Below are 16,670 nucleotides of genomic sequence, written 5' to 3' on the forward strand. Positions count from 1 at the left end.
AGGGACTCGGGTCAGCGGCGTGGGTCATGCCGAGGGGCCGGTCTCGTCCGGTAGTCCTTGAAGCGTCTTGGCCAGGTCAGGGAATCTGTAGGAGAAGCCCTCTTCGGACAGGTTGTGCTGGTGAAGGATCTCCGCTGCCTCAACCTTGCTTTTTGCCGTCTGAATTCTGAATTCAAACGCACCTAATTCCCGGAGTGAATCCAGGAGGTCACCGCAATCCTGTTCATCCATCGCGTGGTCTACCCCTGCTGCGTTGTGTCCTGTGGTCGCACAGGGGTGCATTTGGATACACGTCCCCGTGAAACGGTTGGGTGTTGTCGGGTGAGATGCCTTTTCCGTTGATCACGCTAGCGGGTGGATGCTGCGCGTCGCCAGCGCTTTCGGGGGAAATATTTCTTCGTGCGGATATCGACTGCGTGTAGCTGCTTCACTCGCCCAGGTCTGTGATGTGGGCGCACTTCTCCCTCGGTCGCCCGTGCTCCTCATTTTCGAGTGCCGAGCGAGATGGCTTTTCCCCATCGTCACTGAAGCTATCGGCAGTCACTCGATCGTGCAACCCTTAACTTCCTCTGGGTTATGAGGAGTTGCTCATTCCACTTACCGCAGGTGTGGATTGGGGCTTAGTGGACAATCTAGCCAAATCAGACACTGTTCCGACTTGGCTGAGTCGATCGAAGCTGGTCAACTGTCAGTTGACGTCGTATTGGTTGTCAAATTAGCCTGCCTTGCACGACTTCGAGGAAGAGCAGGTGCCCGTGTGGAGACAGGTGAGGAGTTCGGGCCTTGGTTGGCCCGTCAGCTGAAGCTGGCAGGGAGGACGCAGGCGGAGCTGGCCGAGGAACTCGGGCTGACTCGAGCCGCCGTTTCCGCGTGGATCACCGGGAGGTCGACTCCCCGCCCGACCGTCATGCAGGACATCGCCAAGGCGCTCGGCACGGACCTCGGTACGGTGCACACCCGCACCACCGACACCCAGGCCGGCCTCCCGGTCACCTGGTACCACCGTCCCGGCTATCCCGACGGTGGCCGTGACCTGGGCAATGCCGCAGCCTTCGCCTTCGACGCCGACGTGCAGGTTCTCGCTCGCGAGACCTGCCAGAACAGCCTCGACGAGCGACTGGACAACGGCCGCCCGGTCCGTGTCCGCTACACCCTGCACGAGCTAACCGGTGAGGCCCTGGACGCGTTCCGAGAGGCGATCCTCTGGAATGACCTCTTCCCGCACTACTCCGCCGTGTCGGAGATCGCAGGCAACCAGAAGGTCGGGCGGGTTGTGGACGCCGGGGTGCGCGACATGTACGAGAAGGGTCGCCTGGTCCTGCTGCGCGTCGATGACTACAACGCTTCCGGGCTCACCGGTGACGACTACGCGGACGGCAAGTTCGCCGCCGTCGTCAGACGTCAGCTTGAGAGCCTCAAGTCCGGAAACAGCGCGGGCGGTTCCTACGGCCTGGGCAAGGCAACACTGTGGGCCACCAGCGCCCTCGGGCTCGTACTCATCAACTCCACTTTGTCCGAGCCGCACGAGGGGCGCAGGGAGCGTCGGCTCATCGGCCGACTCGAACTGCCCTGGCGGCAGGTCAACGGCAAGCCGTACGCGGGCCCGGCCTGGTTCGGACGCCCTGATCCCGATTCGCCCGGTGCCGAAGTCGCCCGCTCCTGGTGGGCGGACGAGGAGACCGCGGCCAGTCTGCACCTGACCAGGGACACCGACGAACCAGGCACTTCCTTCCTCATCGTCGGCGCCCATGACGTGGCCAGCCTCGACGAGAAGGAGAAGTCGTCCGAAGCTGACCACGAGGGCACGGACATCGACGAGGAGGGCAGCGAGGACACCCGTGACATCGAAAAGATGCACCGGCGTTTGGTCAGAGCTCTGGGTCGTGACTTCTGGGCCGCGATGACCGGCGGGGGCGGCAGGCTCCCCCTTCTGGAGGTCTCAGTCCGTACCTTGCGCAACGGCGACGTGGTCGTACCGGAGGAACAGGTGGACCCGTTCGCCGAACAACCTTCCCGGGCTCGTGCCCTGCGGGCGCACTATGAGGGCACCACCGTAGATCGGCTCACCGAGGCCGGGCAGGTGGCGGCGCGAAGCGTTCCGCTGAAGCTGCCACTGCTCGGGGGTGCCTCGGGAACCCTCGGCATACACCAAGCGGTCCTGCTGGTCACCGAAGCAGCTAACGACGCGGACACCCCGAAGAACCAGGTGCACTCACTGCGCGGCAACCGCATGACCGTCAAGAAGGCCACGGTCCCGAAACTGCCGCTCGGCACCAACCCGTTCCAGGCCGTTCTTCTGGTCGGGGAGGCTGCCGGAGAGTCAGCCCCCTTCTCACAGGAAGCAGAGGAATTCCTGCGTGCGGCGGAACCGCCCGAGCACGACCACTGGGGGCAGACGGAGGAGCTGACCCTGCGCTGGTCACCCTCCGCGTACCGGCGGATCAACGCCCTCACCACCGAGGTCAACAACGCGGTGCGACAACTGGTCGCACAGCCGAAGCGCGGCAACCGCGAGGGCGGTGAAGCGTTGCGCAAGGCCTTGACCGTGAAGACGAGGCCCAAGGCCAAGAGGCCCACTGGGCCGGTTGTCCCGGAGCTGGACGGCCTCGACGCGACGATCGGCGATGACGGGGAGTGGCAGATCACTGCCGAGGTGAGCATCCCGCGCGGCGACGAGATCGTCCCGATGGTGCCCGTCGCTCAGCTGGATGTGCGCTCCGGTGGGCGCCCGAAGCTGGACTGGGCGGAACTCGTGGCCGTCGACGGTTGCGAGGTGGAGAACGGGGTCTTGCGCTTCACGCGTGGGGTGCGGCGCGCGACATTCCGAGGCTCCACCGACGTCACCAGCCATCCGGTCAGGACCACGCTCACCCGCCTTGTCCTTGAACTGCGCGCCGGCAAGGGGGGATGACGCGTGAAGATCTACCCGTACAAGAGGCTCAACCGACCGATCACGCTCCGAGTGACCTCGGTCTGCCTCCATCTCCCCGACGGCACCCGCGATCATCTGGAGACCACCGCCTACTCGACCCAGCAGCAGGCCGTCGCACTCGGCATCGCAGGTCACACCGACTGGCTGAGCGCCACGATCGGCCTCTCGGCGACGCTCCCTCCCGGCGCGAACGCGACGGATGCGCCTTGGTCCGATCTGCAAGTCCTCGCCGTGCTGACGGACGGCGAGACCAACGTTCGCACCTCCGCGCCTCTCACGCGTGACACGGAGGACGGTCTGGACTGGTCAGGCTCCCTGAAGGTGCTCCGTGACGACCACCTGGGTAGGGCCTCCCTCGCCGTGCACGCCGTCGGGACGGTGGGCGGAGTGCAAGGACGGTCAATCGCCGAGACCGACCGGAGCTGGATCGTCGACACGGTTTCCGACGAGCCGGTCCGTGGGCTCCGGCTGGACGTCCAGAAGGCCTCGTTCACGAAGAGTTCGCGGGACCTGTTGCGCGCCTGTGCCGACGCGCCCTGGATCGTGGACGCCTCGGCCCGAGTCCCCACCGTGTTCGTGAACACCGATGTCGAGGGAGTCCTAGGGTTGCTGGACAGCAACGGCTCCGGTGTCGACAGCAAGGTGCGCGACCTTCTTGTCGCTCAGATGGCCACTGATGTCTGGACAGCTGTGTTCCACAGTGCCATCGGCGATCTGGAGGTGGAGCCGGGCGGCAGCCCGGTCTTCCCGACCGACTGGCAGGGCGAGGTCCTGAGGGAGATGCTCCCGGATGTGGTCCCCGGCGTACATGTCGAGGAGGCCCTGCGACAGGTGCATCGTCGACGCACTGGGGAGTCGGGCTGGGTGGAGCTCCAGACCCGAATCCATTACGCGGCGGTCCGACGTACCGATGCCACCAGGGCGCTCTCGTACGTCATCCGCAGCCTTGAACAGACGAACCGAGAGAGTGAGACGTGATCACCGCACCGAACCACGTACCGGAGCGCCTGGCGCTGCTCGCCGGCTCGGCCGTCGATCCGTTCCTCACAGAGGAGCTGCTCAAGGCTGAACAGGTGCACGGTGGCATCGATCTCGCCAAAGTCGTTGAGCCGCTTCCCGAGGGCGACGCCAGGTGGTCGGTCGAGCCGATCCGAAGCCTGGTGGAAGACGCCATGTTCGAGTTTCGGGAGGACCGTACTCGAGCCGACGCGTGGCTCGCGCCACGGCTGCACGCCACCCTGCGCCTGACACGGCGAGAGGCGGCTGACAAGCGTCTGTGGAACCACCTCGCCTTGGCGGTGGCGCCTGACTATGTCGCTTGGCGTCACGTGTCGGAGCCGACAGCGAACCGGCCGGAACGGCGCATCGCCGCCGAGCGCTTCCGCGGCCCCGCGGACAGGCAGTGCTTTTCCCGCCTGTGGTGGGCGGCCGAGCTCTTCCGGAACGGGCCGGACTACGAGCCGGTTGAGGCCGCCTGCGGAAACCAGGACCTCATCCACAGCGTCCTGAAGAAGGAGTTGATAGACCACCGCCCCACTGCCCAGGCCTTGGTTCGCCTCCTGCAGCGTGGGCTGGTCACTACCGGGCGAGAGATCGATGGTCTCAGCGTTGCAATCAATGCTGCTGGCGCGACCCTTGTCTACGACGTTCTCGCACCGGACGAGCCCAAGAACCCTGCTCGATTGCGGGACTGGATCGCGGAGGCGGGATCGGCACCACCCGTCGGGCGGCACAGTCTCCCGGAGGGGCCCGACGAGGATCCTGTCCCAGAAGAGTCCGTGACTGCGCTGACCAGTTACTTCGCGGACCTGTTCGAGACTGCACCGGTCAGGGGCAAGAAGAGCGCCGATTGACCTCCGGCGCCCGATTCACGAACTACTTTGCCGACGCTTTCGTGCTCGGGCGCGAGGAGGAACGGGGCGGTACTTGATCCTCGGGCCGCGGACAGCTGGCAGTGCAGTCGTTCGCATCCCCGCAGCCGTGGCTACGCAGTTTGGCTCGTTGTTCCTCAGTGGCCGGCTGCCACGGCACCATCAGCGCACTCGGGTCCGGCGCAGGCAGGCCGAGCGCGGCGCTCAGCAGGTGAGCACCGAACAATGGGGGTACGGCATTGCCCACCTGCTGGGCCTGTGCCGTACCGGACCAGGGGTAGTCCGGCGGGAAGCTCTGCAGCATCCCTGCCTCGTTCATGCTGAACCGCGGGCCCTCGTAGACGATGTTCTCGTTGAGGTGCTCGAAGACCACGAAGCGGGAGATGCGGCCGGTGACGGTGGCGGCGGGCTGCTGGTCGGTCCGCACCCCACGCCGCCCCGGGACTCCCGAGCTGCCGTAGTTCGAGCGGACCAGGAAGGGAGTCTTGCGACCTGGATGCCTGCCCACTGGGTCGGCGAGGACATCACCCATCGACCTCCAAGGCCGCAGATGCTCCACTCCGGTTTCCCGGCGCTCGTCGATCTCTGGCGCCGTGTCCTCATCGAGGGTCGGCTGATGGAGCTGGCTCGCGGCCAGGTCGACCCTTCGCTTCCATTCCTTCGGTTCATAGACACGGTGGGTCGCTGCGGGAAGCGAGGGTTCACCGAGTCCTTCACGCCGAGCAATCAGTACCGCGCGGGATCGCTTCTGTGGTACCCCGTAGGTTTCGGTGGACAGGACATCGACGACGACCCTGTACTTCGTGCCGTCGGGCAGACCCGTCTCCTGCAGCACCTTCGCATAGTGCCGCCAGACCTCTTCGACCGCGGGGACCTGTTCAAGGACGATGACATCGTACGGGCGATGGTCTCGGTTGGGGCTCCTGGTCGCTTGAATCGCGTACCGGAGAGGTTCGAGGACCAGCGCGGTGCGTGGATCATCGCTGAAGTCCTTCAGGTCCTTGTCTATGGCCTTGTCGGATTCGCCCGTCACCAGCCGTTCGATGTACTTCTTGACCTGTTCCAGGGCCTGGCGTCCAGCGCCGTTCCCGGCCACCGAGTACGTCTGGCAAGGGGGGCCACCCGCGAGCACGTTGATCTCCGGGGGCAGCGACTCGAAGGTCTCCCTGCGTACTGCGCTCACATCGGCGTGGAGGGTGTCCAGCCCGGCCGCGTATCGCGTCAGACACGCGCTCTTGTCCCACTCGATGCCGAGACTCGGAACGTCGAGCGCGTGCCCGGCGACGTCCAGTCCTCCCGGACCGGCGAAGAGATCCAGGACAAAGGGCTTGTCGAGGATGGACTGCTGGGGCGCCGTGCTGGTCATGTGGCGGAAGTCTAGCCGGCAACGGGGAGTGCCGGACCCCCGTCCAGCGCTTCGGCGATGGCCTGTCCCAGCGCCTCGCCTACGGGCGGCGGTGTCGCGTGCCCGACCTGTCGGTATCGTGCGGTCTTTCGCCCGGAGATCTCCCATGACTCGGGGAACCCCTGAAGCAGCGCCGCCTGCTCAGTCGTGATCTTCACCATGTTGTCTCTGCCGAGCGCGGGATCCCATACGAAGTCCGAGCCGGGGACCTGGTCCCCCACCGTGTGTGCATTGACGCCCATGGTCGCCCACTTCCGCTTTGCCCCGGTCGGTCCCAGGTCGGCGCCACCTCGGTTCTTCGAGCCTCCGACCAGCGTGGGAGCCGGTTGATCGGCTTGTGCGGCCCAACGGACGGCGTCCTGCCAACCGCGTGAGGCCATGGACGGTCCCAGGGTGGCACCGACCGTCGTAGGCTCCCGCACTGTGGGCGTCGGCGGTCGGAATGCCTTGACCCACTGCCGTTCGAGGGCCACCAGGACGCCCTGCTTGCGGTTCTGCGGTACGCCGAAGTTAACGGCGTTCATGACGAACCAATTGAACCCGTACCCCAGGTGCTCCAGTTCGGACCGGGCGAAATCACGGAACTGTTGATACTCGTCCGAGTGAGCAAGCCCGGGAACGTTTTCGATGAGCACCGCCCGAGGTCTGATCGCATGGACGAGGTAGATCGTGGCCTCCAACAATCGCTCTTCCACACCGGAGTCCGTCCGTCCTACGGTCGCACTCGACTTCACCCGTGGCGGGCCCGCCGCGAGGAGATCCACATCCTGGCTCACGGGGTGTTCGGCCGGGTCGAAGTCCAGCAGGTCGGTGTGCAGCACGTTCCACTGCGGCCGGTTGGTCCGCAGAGTCGTGACGGCGTCCTCGTCATCGTCCAGTAGCAGGCGGGGCTCGAACCCCGCCCGCTCAAGCCCGAGGGCGAGCCCGCCCGCCCCGGAGCACACATCCACGAAGGTCAGTGCACTCATTCTCTTCTCCCCCCTGTCAGTTCTCTCCGACGACGCTCCACGGCCGCCCCCACCTGCCGGGCCACTTCGTCGGGAGCTTCATGCTCCCAGAACCGCAGCACCTTCCAGCCTCCCGCGATCAGATGCTCGGTTGTCTCCCGGTCGCGGGCCATGTTCCGGTCCAGCTTGCGGCGCCACCACTCCGCGTTGGCCTTCGGCTCGGTGGCGTGTTGGGGGCAACCGTGCCAGAAGCAACCGTCGATGAGGACCGCGACCTTGGCTCGGGGAAACGCCACATCGATACGGCGCCGGGGCATACCCGGCACCGGGTATTCAACGCGGTAACGCAGCCCCGCCGCATGCAGCAGCCGTCGTACGGACAGTTCGACTGCCGTGTCCTTGCTCGCCTGCCTGCTCATGCGGGCCGAGACGCCGGGAGAGGAAGGCATCGCGTTGTTCACTGTCGTAGAGCCTCACGCATGCATGTCGTCACGGTCGATGATCGCTGCTTCCAGCCTGGTCTGGCCAGGATTCGGAGTCCACCACGGTACGGGGCACCATCGCTCCCCGAAGCGGACATGGTCTCTACGCGCCCCCTGGTTGCCCTCCCTGCGTGCGTGCACGATCACTCATGGCGATGTGGATCTGTTTTAACAGCAGTCACCGACATCGGAAGGGGTTGCTGACAAGTCGATCCATTCCATGCTGTGGGCCACCCGCTTCCTGGCCAGTGTCGTGCCTCCGCGCCCCGCCTCAAGGGCGCTTCACTCCGCTGCGCTGCGTTCCGCGTCGGCTGGCGCCGATGGCCCTGCGGGCCACCCTTGACCCGGGCCGCTCCAGCACGGGAGAGAAGCGAGCGGGCGGCCCGGAGAGGCGGGGGCCGCAGGTGGGGAGCGCAACTGGTTGGCTCCAGGCACCCGGCGTGGGCGGACGCGGCGGCAGTCGGCGCACGCGGGGTCGGTTCGGCGGCGGGCCCGCCGGTGGGGCGAGGCGTCCCGGGCGTCACCAGAACGCGCCCGCTCCCATCCCCAACCCGAGCAGCACGCAAGAGACCCCCCAAGCCAGATGCGCCCCCGCCGAGTACGACACGTTCGCCGGCCTTCCGTCCTTCTGGTGTACGACCACCACCCGGCGTGGGTCCCTCGGGTCGTAGCGGAGGACGACCGGGACTCCGGCGTGGAGAGGGTGCTGTTCGTGGTTGAGAGGGGTGCGGCGGTACGTCTGGTCGGCCGGGGCGTTGGGGCGGTCGACCGGTGGGGCTTTGTAGCGGACCTGGGGCGGGTGGAGGGTGGGGCCCTCTCGGCGGGGGCCCCGGGCCACCTCGCCCCTGGTGCGGATGCCCCGGACGCCGAGGCGGGAGAGGGCTCGGCGCTGGCGTTGGGCTATGCGTAGGTTCCAGATGCCGAAGGCCGTCATGGCAGCGGCCATGATGAGTGCGATAGTGAGCCAGGGCTGGTCCATGTGACGTTCCCCCCGGGAGCCGACGTCAGTCGTCAGTCGTCTGTCGTCCGGGAAGACGGGGGGCGTGTCGTGGCAGTTCCGTGGGGCCGGCTGCCGGGCCGGCCCGGGGCGGCTCCGCCCCGGCTACTCGGCGATCTCCGTCCGTTCCCACCAGTGGTACACCGTTGCCTGGCCCTCCGCTGTCTCATCGAGGCGGGTCGTGACTTCGTAGTGCTCCTAGCCGCCGCAGTGGGGGATCTTCAGTTCCTGGCCGGGTGTCCATGGTGGGCCGGAGGACCCGGTGCCCGTGTCAGGCCGTGCGTCCGTGGCAGGCGCCGTACGGTTGTCCGGAGCCGCACCAGCAAGCCGCGGTGCTCTGCGGGGGCCAAGCCACCGCCCGCCCCCTCGCCGCCAGGGTCGTCGCGTACTGGGGGAGCAGGGTCGCGTCCGACGGGGAGGAGAGTTCCGAGGCTGCGAAGGCCTCGTAGGACGGGACCGTGCCGGTGACGATGCCCAGGTTCGGGGTGCCGGAGGAGGCGAGTTCTCGTAGGGCGGACTCTATGGTCGTGAGGTGGGTCTCGTGGGAGGGGTACTCCGAGGCGAGGTCCGGGTACGCCTCCAGGAGTTCCGAGAGTTCCGTCGCCGGCCAGTGGAGGATCGCCACCGGGAAGGGGCGGGAGAGGGCCTCCCGGTAGGCGCCCAGTTCCGCTCGGAGGCGGGTGATCTCCGCCTCCAGTTCCGCCGGGTTTTCCGAGCCCAGGGACCAGACGCGCTTGGGGTCGTGGAGTTCGTCCAGGGTGATCGGGAGGGAGTGGACCGTGTCCGCCAGCGCGTCCCACTCGTCGTGGGACTTGCCCAGCATGCGGCGGACCCTGTGGCGGCCGAAGAGGAGGGGATGGGTCGGCTGCGGGGGTTCCGGGACGTCGGTCAGGAGGAGGCGTACGGCCTCCGTGAACGTGTCGTGCGCCGCTTCCAGTTCGTCGTGCGCTTCCAGGGCCTCGGCGACGATCACCCAGGGGGCCGGGTCCCGTGGGGACGCCACCCGGACGCCCTCGATGATCGCCCTGGCCTCGGCCTCGTGGCCGTACTCCCAGAGGTTCGACGCCTTGAGCGCCCGTACCAGATGGGGATTCTCCAGGCCGTCCGTGGAGGACAGCAGGCGGTCGTAGAGGGCCGAGGCCGTGGGGCGGTCGCCGGCGAGTTCCAGGTGGGCCGCGGCGCGCAGGAGCAGGGCCTCGGAGTCCTCGGGATACAGGCCGGCGGTCCGCTCCAGGCGTGCCGCCTCGGCGGTGTGGTCGACGGTTTCGGCAGGCGTGTCGGGGCGCATGGGGGACACCGTACTGCCGGGAGGTGACGAGCGTGAGGGATGCGCGGGCCATACCTCTGGCCTGCGCGGGTTCCCCATGCTCGCCATCCCGGCTCTACGAATCGTCCCGAATCACCGCCATGAGTCGGCCTACAGGGTCACACCATCGATGTGGAGTGTTTGGACCGACTTCGCGGCGAAGGGGACGCTGACCGATTTGCCGGACAGGCGGATGTCCGAGCGGGGGGTGTAGAGGTCGCCGCCGCCCGTCGTCACCGTGTTCCAGCGGGGCACCGCGCCGTTCGTGCCACCCGTCACCGTCGAGAAGCGGGAGAGGTCGAAGGTGAGGGTCTGGGCCGACGCCGCAGTGTTCACCGCGACGATCACCAGGCGGCGGGTCGACGCCGAGTACGCCGCCACCGCGTAGCTCACGCCCGTGTCCAGGATCGTCATGCCGGGGCGGATGTGGCGGCTGAACTGGGCCAGCACGTAGTGCTTCGTCTGGACCGTGGTCGGCTGGAGGGTGTCCGCGTCGTAGGCGATCATCGCCCAGCCCGTCGACGGGTCCATGACCTGCCAGTAGCACCACGCGGTGGGATGCAGCCAGCGGAAGTCGTAGCAGAGGTTCGACGCCATGGTCAGGCCCGTGCCGTCGCTGTCGCCCGTCTCGGAGTTCCACAGCTTCTTGCGGGACGTCGTCACCACGTCCGTGTAGAGGAGGTCGCGGCGGCCGCCCGAGCCCTGGTAGCCGTGCACGTTGACCTGGGAGATCAGGGCCTTGGTCGACGAGTCGAAGGATGCCCACGTGGAGCGGGCCGTGTCGTAGTTCGTTTCGTCCGAGGCCGAGATGCGCAGGTTCGTCAGGCCGCGCTTGTCCAACTCGCTGCGCATGTACGGGAGTACGGCCGCCTGGACCGCGGGGTCCATGTGGCAGCCCTCCTGGGTGCCGGTCGCGGTCCACCAGGTGGAGGCCGGCTCGTTGAAGGGGTCGACCGTCGCGAAGTTCACGCCCCAGTTGTCGCGGGCGTACAGGGCCGTCGCCGCCAGGTGGGAGGCGTGCTGGCGGTAGTTCCAGGTCTGGAGGTTGTTGCCGCCGTCCGCCGCGCCCGAGGGGTTGTGGTTGCCGCACATCCACCACATGGGGGAGTTGGCGAAGAGTTCCGTGATCGCGCCCCGCTGGGTCGCCTTCACCAGCATCGCGCGCTGGTTGGCGTCCGCCGACCACTTCCAGGCCGAGGAGCCGGGGTCCTCGTTGTTCCAGTCCTGCCAGAAGCCCTCGATCTGCTTGAAGCCGGGGATGTTGGGCGACTTGACCATCGTCTCGCCGCCGACGCTGTTCCAGCTGCACGCGCCGAGGTTGTAGCGGGCGATGTTCAGGCCCAGGCCGGGGAGGGATCTGCCGTTGTACGTCACCGACTTGGTGGTGAAGAAGAGGTCCGCGAAGTCGTCCCGGGCGCCGAAGACGTTGGCCCACCAGGCGAGGGAGGTGCCCCAGCCCTCCCAGGTGCCGTACGTCGTCGAGGGGTTGACGGCGATCGTGGCGTCAGCGTGGGCGGTGCCCGTCGCCAGGGCGCTGCCGAGGAACGTACCGCCTGCTGCGGCCAGCAGGGATCTGCGTCGTATCACGGCTCCTCCGTAAAGGAATCGGGGCAGGCGCCGGTCCCCGGCCCGGCGTCGCGAGTGTTGTCCCGTTCATGGCGACGGGCTCATGGCATCGAGAAGCATCGGGTGCGGCGGGTGGGTTGTCGAGAGTTCTGACGAACCTTTCTCAAACCCGTGTACGAAGTCGCGTATCCGTTCGGCGGGGCGATCCTGTATAACGAACAGCAGGGCATACACACGTACGAGAGGAGGGGCAGCCGGATGAACCGCGGTCGGGTGACTGTGCGTCCCGCTCTCGCGCTGCTCTTCCTGCTCCTCGAGGTGGCGCTGCTCGACACCGGCAGCCTCTCCGCCACCGTCGCGCTCGCCGCGACCGCCGCGGCCTCCGCCGCCCTCGCGGTGTGCGCCGTCGTCGCCTCGCGCTGCGCGCCCGCCGTGCCGCGCACCCGGGTGCGTACGGCCATCCGCGACCGAGATCGCCGTACGGCCTTCCTGCCCCAGCGCGATCCCGACGCCCGGGGGCGCACCCGTCCCCGCGCGCCTGGACACGCCCTCCGGGCGACCGTCGCGTAGGGACTCCACCGCTTTCCCGGTGACCCCGCGCGGGTCGTCATGCCGCCATGTCCCACTCCCGGCACGACGAGACCCCCGGAGGGCTCACCCATGTCCGTCTTCGCCCACCTGGTCGAGCTACTCGCCGACCTTCTCCAGCCGCTGTTCGGCGCCTCCGCGGCCGCCGCCGCGATCGTCCTGTTCACCGCGCTCGTACGACTCCTCGTCCACCCCCTGTCCCGGGCCGCCGCGCGCGGCCAGAAGGCCCGTACCGCGCTCCAGCCCAAGATCGCCGAGCTGCGGAAGAAGCACGGGAAGAACCCCGAGAAGCTCCAGAAGGCCGTGCTGGAACTGCACGCCGAGGAGAAGGTGTCGCCGCTGGCCGGCTGCCTGCCCGGGCTGCTTCAGGTGCCCGCGTTCTTCCTGCTCTATCACCTGTTCTCCAGCGAGACGATCGGCGGGCGGGCCAACGCGTTGCTCGGCCACGAGCTGTTCGCCGCGCCGCTGGGGGAGCGCTGGGTGGACGCCCTCCAGGGTGGTCTCCTCGATGGGGCGGGGCTCGTCTACGCCGGGCTGTTCGTGGTCGTCGCCGGGGTCGCCGTGTTCAGCTACCGCCTCAGCAAGCGCATGATGGCCGCGAGTCCGGCCCTTCCGGCCGGTGAGCAGCAGGTGGCGGGGCTCGGGGCGGTGACCAAGGTGATGCCCTTCATGTCCTTCTTCACGCTCGTCACCGTGGCCGTCGTGCCGCTGGCCGCCGCGCTGTACGTCGTGACCAGTACGACGTGGAGTGTCGTCGAGCGTGCTGTGCTGTACCGGTAGCCGGTCGGGCACGAGAGGTCCAGTACGTGAACTGGGTATTGCGGAGTGCACGTGCAGCTTGGAGGATCGACCAGTCCTCCGATGGCTGCCCCGCCGCAACCGGGTCGCATGCCTCGGGCGGGCGCCCGCGATCGAGGGAGACGTGACCATGAAGCTGCTGCGAGTCGGTACGGCCGGGGCCGAGCGGCCCGCACTGCTCGACGCCGACGGGACCCTGCGGGACCTGTCGGGCGTCGTGCCGGACATCGACGGGGCGCTGCTCGCGGACGACGCGGCGCTGGACCGCGTCCGTGCTGCCGCCGACGCCGGTGAGCTGCCCGTACTGGACGCCACCGGGCTGCGGATCGGGCCGCCGCTGGGACGGATCGGCAAGATCGTCTGCATCGGGCTGAACTACCACGACCACGCGCGCGAGACGGGTGCCGAGCCGCCCGGCGAGCCGGTCCTGTTCATGAAGGCGCCGGACACGGTGGTCGGGCCGAACGACACGGTGCTCGTGCCGCGCGCGTCCCGCAAGACCGACTGGGAGGTCGAGCTGGCCGTCGTCATCGGGCGTACGGCCAGGTACCTGGGGTCCGCGCAGGAGGGGCTCGCGCATGTCGCCGGGTACGCGGTGGCGCACGACGTGTCCGAGCGGGAGTTCCAGATCGAGCGGGGCGGGACCTGGGACAAGGGCAAGAACTGCGAGACGTTCAACCCGCTGGGGCCATGGCTGGTGACGGCGGACGAGGTGCCGGATCCACAGCGGCTGTCGCTGCGGCTGTGGGTCAACGGGGAGTTGAAGCAGGACGGGACGACGGCCGAGCAGATCTTCCCGGTGGGGGAGGTCGTGCGGTATCTCAGTCAGTTCATGACGCTGTACCCGGGCGATGTGATCAACACGGGGACGCCGGCGGGGGTGGCGCTGGGGGCGCCCGAGCCGAAGCCGTTCCTGCGGGCCGGGGATGTCGTGGAGCTGGAGATCGAGGGGCTCGGGCGGCAGCGGCAGGAGTTCAAGAACGCCTGAGCGCTCCGCTGGGTGAGCCGGGGAACTGACGTCGGTTGTCGGCTGCGGGCAGTCCGTGGCCGGTCGCGCAGTTCCCCGCGCCCCTGAAGGGTCAGCCCAGCAGCGCTGCCAGGTCGCGCCACGCCTTCCTCGGGAGGGCGTCGCGCGGCTCGCCGTCCAGGACCTGGAGGGCGAGGTGGTCCGCTCCCGCCTCGAAGAAGGCGTCGATCTTGGTGCGGATCGCCGTCTCGTCGCCCCAGGCGAACAGGGCGTCGACGAGGCGGTCGCTGCCGCCGTCCAACAGGTCGTCCTCGGTGAAGCCGTGCCGGAGGAAGTTGTTGGTGTAGTTCGGCAGCGGGAGGTAGATCGCGAGGAACTCGCGGGCCAGGGCGCGGGCGCGGGCCGGGTCCGTCTCCAGGACGACGCCCAGCTCCGGGGCCAGCAGCGGGGCCTCGCCCAGGATCTCGCGGGCGTGCGCGGTGTGCTCCGGGGTGACCAGGTACGGGATCGAGCCCGCCGCCCGGTCGCGGGCCAGCCGGAGCGACTTCGGGCCCAGGGCGGCCAGGAGGCGGCGGTCCGCCGGCACTCCGGCGGCGTCCAGGCCGTCGAGGTGGCCGACGAGGGCCGAGTAGGGGCGCGAGTACTGCTCCTCGCGCTTGGCGTGGCTCACTCCGAGGCCCAGCAGGAAACGCCCGGGGTGGGCCGACTCCAGTTCCCCGAAGGCCGTTGCGGCGGCGTCCGGTTCGTGCTGCCAGATGCTCTGGATGCTGGTGCCGAAGGTGAGCTTCGAGGTCGCCTCGATCAGCGGGGCGGCGTTGGCGGCGGAGCTGTTGCCGCCCAGCCAGACGGCGCCGTAGCCGAGTTCCTCCAGTTCGGCGGCGGCCTCGGTGAGTTCGCCGCGCCGGTCCGGGTCCTCCGAGCGCAGGCCTACGCTCCAGATGCCGTACCGGCCGACGGTTTCCTTCAGAGCGGTGGTCATCGGTTGGGATCCCTCCGGTTGGGCGCCATGCTCGATCATGCGTACTGCAGGTGCCAACCGGAGGGGGCCGCCGATGATTCCAACAGGCCCTGATTCCAAGACCCCTAGCGGTCCAGGAACCGCTCCAGGGCCTCGACCACGAACCGGTGGTCCTGGAGCTGCGGCAGCCCGGACACCGTCACCGCGCCGATCACGCCGACGCCCTCGACGGTGATCGGGAAGGAACCGCCGTGCGCCGCGTAGGTGTCGGGGTCGAGGCGCGAGGACTCCTCGAACGTCGTGCCCTTGGCGCGGAAGCGTGCGCCCACCAGGTAGGAGGCGGACCCGTAGCGCTCCACCACCCGGCGCTTGCGCTCGATCCAGGCGTCGTTGTCGGGCGTGGACCCGGGCAGCGCCGCGTGGAAGAGCTGCTGGCCGGCGCGGTGGATGTCGATCGCGACCGGGGCCTGCCGCTCCCGGGCCATCTCGACGAGGAGGGAGCCGAGCGCCCAGGCGTCGTCGTGGGTGAACTGGCGGAACACCAGGCGGCGTTCCTCCTTCTCCAGCTCCTCCAGGCTCGGGGTGAGCTCCGGGTGGAACTTCGGGGTGAGCTCCTGGCTGTGTGAGGGGTTGCTCTTGTGGGTCACAGGGTCACCGTCACCTTCTCGCGGGCCGAACGACGGGCGGCTTCCAGTACGTCCAGGGCGGCGGCCGCCTCCAGGGCGGTCACCGGGTTCGGGGCCCCCTCCAGCAGGGCCTTCGCCACGGCCGCATAGTAAGCGGGGTAGTCGCCCGGGAGGGTCGGTTCGGGCCGGCCGCCTCCCGTGACCGGGGACTCGCCCCCAGAGCCCACGCGGCCCCACAGCGGCTCGGGCTCCGCGCCCCAGCCGGGCCCGGGGCGGTGGCCTTCGCGCAGGGCCGCCTCCTGGGGGTCGAGACCGTACTTGACGTAGCCGGCGGCGGAGCCCAGGACGCGGAAGCGGGGACCGAGCTGGGCGGTCGTCGCGGAGACGTGGAGGTGGGAGCGGACACCGCTGGTGTGCGTGATCGCGATGAACGTGTCGTCGTCCGTCTCGGCGCCCGGGCGGCGGATGTCCGACTCCGCGTACACGGCGGCCGCCGGGCCGAAGAGGACCAGCGCCTGGTCGACGACATGGCTGCCGAGGTCGTACAGCAGACCTCCGATCTCTGCGGGGTCGCCGGACTCCCGCCAGCCGCCCTTCGGCTTCGGACGCCAGCGCTCGAAGCGGGACTCGAAGCGCCAGACGTCACCCAACTCGCCCTCGGCCAGCAGCTTGCGCAGGGTGAGGAAGTCGTTGTCCCAGCGGCGGTTCTGGAAGACGGAGAGGAGCAGGCCGCGCTCCTCGGCCAGGGCCGCCAGCTCGCGGGCCTCGGCCGCCGTGCCCGCGACGGGCTTGTCGACCACGACCGGCAGACCGGCCTGGAGCGCGGCGGTCGCCAGCGGCACGTGCGTCTTGTTCGGTGACGCGACGACGATCAGGTCCAGCTCCCCGGCGCGGTCGAACAGCTCGTCCGGGGCGGCGGCGAGGCGCACGTCCGCGAACTCGGCGCGGGCCTGCCGCTGCCGCTCGGGGTTCGAGGTGACCACCGTGTCGAGGACGAGGCCCTCGGTGGCGGCGATCAGCGGAGCGTGGAAGACGGAGCCGGCGAGGCCGTAGCCGACGAGGCCGACGCGGAGGGGCGCGCCGGAGGCGCCCGGTGTGCCGGGGGTGCCGGGCGTGCCGAGGGGTGTGCCAGTCATGCCACCCACTTTCGCAACGCTGTTGCCAAAGTGCAAGAGCCGGAGACAATGGGGGGCGTGAACAGGGCGGACGACCGTACGGGCGGAGTGG

At 68.7% G+C, this 16,670-nt stretch carries 16 protein-coding genes and 1 pseudogene; 6 read left to right on the plus strand and 11 right to left on the minus strand.

Going from position 1 to position 16,670, the window contains the following annotated elements; genetic code table 11:
* Nucleotides 1-24: 24 nt before the first annotated feature.
* Complete coding sequence (locus AC07F0_RS11730) at nucleotides 25-231, minus strand: hypothetical protein (RefSeq protein ID WP_478977359.1); 207 nt, start codon at nucleotides 229-231, stop codon at nucleotides 25-27.
* Nucleotides 232-703: 472 nt separating this feature from the next.
* Between AC07F0_RS11730 and AC07F0_RS11735 the strand changes: the two genes are divergently transcribed.
* Genes AC07F0_RS11735 through AC07F0_RS11745 form a run of 3 tightly spaced genes read left to right on the plus strand, consistent with a single transcriptional unit; the run spans nucleotide 704 to nucleotide 4,785 of the window.
* Entirely contained in the window at nucleotides 704-2,911 is a 2,208-nt protein-coding gene (locus AC07F0_RS11735; protein ID WP_478978206.1) for a helix-turn-helix domain-containing protein, read from the plus strand.
* Between the two features lie 3 nt (nucleotides 2,912-2,914).
* Entirely contained in the window at nucleotides 2,915-3,910 is a 996-nt protein-coding gene (locus tag AC07F0_RS11740; RefSeq protein WP_478977362.1) for a hypothetical protein, read from the plus strand.
* Nucleotides 3,907-4,785: a DUF6339 family protein gene (locus AC07F0_RS11745; protein WP_478977365.1), complete on the plus strand. Its 879-nt coding sequence runs from the start codon at nucleotides 3,907-3,909 to the stop codon at nucleotides 4,783-4,785. The genes AC07F0_RS11740 and AC07F0_RS11745 overlap by 4 nt, the downstream gene beginning before the upstream one ends.
* 22 nt (nucleotides 4,786-4,807) lie before the next feature.
* Here AC07F0_RS11745 and AC07F0_RS11750 read toward each other — a convergent pair whose 3' ends face one another.
* From AC07F0_RS11750 to AC07F0_RS11780, 7 genes and pseudogenes are all read right to left on the minus strand, one after another.
* On the minus strand, nucleotides 4,808-6,169 hold the full coding sequence (locus tag AC07F0_RS11750) for a DNA cytosine methyltransferase (RefSeq protein WP_478977368.1): 1,362 nt from the start codon (nucleotides 6,167-6,169) through the stop codon (nucleotides 4,808-4,810).
* 11 nt (nucleotides 6,170-6,180) lie between these two features.
* Nucleotides 6,181-7,176, minus strand: coding sequence for a DNA cytosine methyltransferase (locus AC07F0_RS11755; RefSeq protein WP_478977371.1), 996 nt, complete (start codon nucleotides 7,174-7,176; stop codon nucleotides 6,181-6,183).
* Nucleotides 7,173-7,574: a very short patch repair endonuclease gene (locus AC07F0_RS11760; RefSeq protein WP_478978209.1), complete on the minus strand. Its 402-nt coding sequence runs from the start codon at nucleotides 7,572-7,574 to the stop codon at nucleotides 7,173-7,175. The genes AC07F0_RS11755 and AC07F0_RS11760 overlap by 4 nt, the downstream gene beginning before the upstream one ends.
* A gap of 583 nt (nucleotides 7,575-8,157) precedes the next feature.
* The gene (locus AC07F0_RS11765; protein WP_356928728.1) at nucleotides 8,158-8,616 is read right to left on the minus strand and encodes a DUF3592 domain-containing protein; all 459 of its coding nucleotides are present in this window, start codon (nucleotides 8,614-8,616) and stop codon (nucleotides 8,158-8,160) included.
* Between the two features lie 123 nt (nucleotides 8,617-8,739).
* Nucleotides 8,740-8,820, minus strand: a pseudogene (locus tag AC07F0_RS11770) (DUF5988 family protein); the annotation flags it as partial.
* Between the two features lie 85 nt (nucleotides 8,821-8,905).
* Complete coding sequence (locus AC07F0_RS11775) at nucleotides 8,906-9,922, minus strand: SEC-C domain-containing protein (RefSeq protein ID WP_478977373.1); 1,017 nt, start codon at nucleotides 9,920-9,922, stop codon at nucleotides 8,906-8,908.
* 129 nt (nucleotides 9,923-10,051) lie between these two features.
* Nucleotides 10,052-11,527, minus strand: coding sequence for a glycoside hydrolase (locus AC07F0_RS11780; RefSeq protein ID WP_478977376.1), 1,476 nt, complete (start codon nucleotides 11,525-11,527; stop codon nucleotides 10,052-10,054).
* A 237-nt stretch (nucleotides 11,528-11,764) separates the two neighbouring features.
* On the opposite strand from AC07F0_RS11780, the gene AC07F0_RS11785 reads away from it, so the two are divergent.
* From AC07F0_RS11785 to AC07F0_RS11795, 3 genes are all read left to right on the plus strand, one after another.
* Nucleotides 11,765-12,076, plus strand: a complete 312-nt coding sequence (locus AC07F0_RS11785; protein ID WP_478977379.1) for a DUF6412 domain-containing protein — start codon at nucleotides 11,765-11,767, stop codon at nucleotides 12,074-12,076.
* Between the two features lie 90 nt (nucleotides 12,077-12,166).
* Nucleotides 12,167-12,874 (plus strand): YidC/Oxa1 family membrane protein insertase, encoded by a 708-nt coding sequence (locus AC07F0_RS11790; protein WP_478977382.1) that lies wholly within the window; start codon nucleotides 12,167-12,169, stop codon nucleotides 12,872-12,874.
* Between the two features lie 148 nt (nucleotides 12,875-13,022).
* Entirely contained in the window at nucleotides 13,023-13,880 is an 858-nt protein-coding gene (locus AC07F0_RS11795) for a fumarylacetoacetate hydrolase family protein (protein WP_436730669.1), read from the plus strand.
* 91 nt (nucleotides 13,881-13,971) lie between these two features.
* Here the strand turns inward: AC07F0_RS11795 and AC07F0_RS11800 are convergent, their stop codons facing one another.
* The 3 genes from AC07F0_RS11800 to AC07F0_RS11810 form a co-directional block, all read right to left on the minus strand.
* Nucleotides 13,972-14,838: an LLM class F420-dependent oxidoreductase gene (locus tag AC07F0_RS11800; protein WP_478977385.1), complete on the minus strand. Its 867-nt coding sequence runs from the start codon at nucleotides 14,836-14,838 to the stop codon at nucleotides 13,972-13,974.
* 104 nt (nucleotides 14,839-14,942) lie between these two features.
* Entirely contained in the window at nucleotides 14,943-15,464 is a 522-nt protein-coding gene (locus tag AC07F0_RS11805; RefSeq protein ID WP_478977388.1) for a heme-degrading domain-containing protein, read from the minus strand.
* On the minus strand, nucleotides 15,461-16,579 hold the full coding sequence (locus tag AC07F0_RS11810; RefSeq protein WP_478977391.1) for a Gfo/Idh/MocA family protein: 1,119 nt from the start codon (nucleotides 16,577-16,579) through the stop codon (nucleotides 15,461-15,463). The genes AC07F0_RS11805 and AC07F0_RS11810 overlap by 4 nt, the downstream gene beginning before the upstream one ends.
* Between the last annotated feature and the right edge of the window lie 91 nt (nucleotides 16,580-16,670).

Source organism: Streptomyces sp. NPDC045955, assembly GCF_056430805.1.

Coding starts and splice junctions, on each gene's coding strand:
- AC07F0_RS11730 (WP_478977359.1), bottom strand. CDS start 231: ATGGATGAACAGGATTGCGGTGACCTCCTGGATTCACTCCGGGAATTA.
- AC07F0_RS11750 (WP_478977368.1), bottom strand. CDS start 6,169: ATGACCAGCACGGCGCCCCAGCAGTCCATCCTCGACAAGCCCTTTGTC.
- AC07F0_RS11755 (WP_478977371.1), bottom strand. CDS start 7,176: ATGAGTGCACTGACCTTCGTGGATGTGTGCTCCGGGGCGGGCGGGCTC.
- AC07F0_RS11760 (WP_478978209.1), bottom strand. CDS start 7,574: ATGAGCAGGCAGGCGAGCAAGGACACGGCAGTCGAACTGTCCGTACGA.
- AC07F0_RS11765 (WP_356928728.1), bottom strand. CDS start 8,616: ATGGACCAGCCCTGGCTCACTATCGCACTCATCATGGCCGCTGCCATG.
- AC07F0_RS11775 (WP_478977373.1), bottom strand. CDS start 9,922: ATGCGCCCCGACACGCCTGCCGAAACCGTCGACCACACCGCCGAGGCG.
- AC07F0_RS11785 (WP_478977379.1), top strand. CDS start 11,765: ATGAACCGCGGTCGGGTGACTGTGCGTCCCGCTCTCGCGCTGCTCTTC.
- AC07F0_RS11790 (WP_478977382.1), top strand. CDS start 12,167: ATGTCCGTCTTCGCCCACCTGGTCGAGCTACTCGCCGACCTTCTCCAG.
- AC07F0_RS11795 (WP_436730669.1), top strand. CDS start 13,023: ATGAAGCTGCTGCGAGTCGGTACGGCCGGGGCCGAGCGGCCCGCACTG.
- AC07F0_RS11800 (WP_478977385.1), bottom strand. CDS start 14,838: ATGACCACCGCTCTGAAGGAAACCGTCGGCCGGTACGGCATCTGGAGC.
- AC07F0_RS11810 (WP_478977391.1), bottom strand. CDS start 16,579: ATGACTGGCACACCCCTCGGCACGCCCGGCACCCCCGGCACACCGGGC.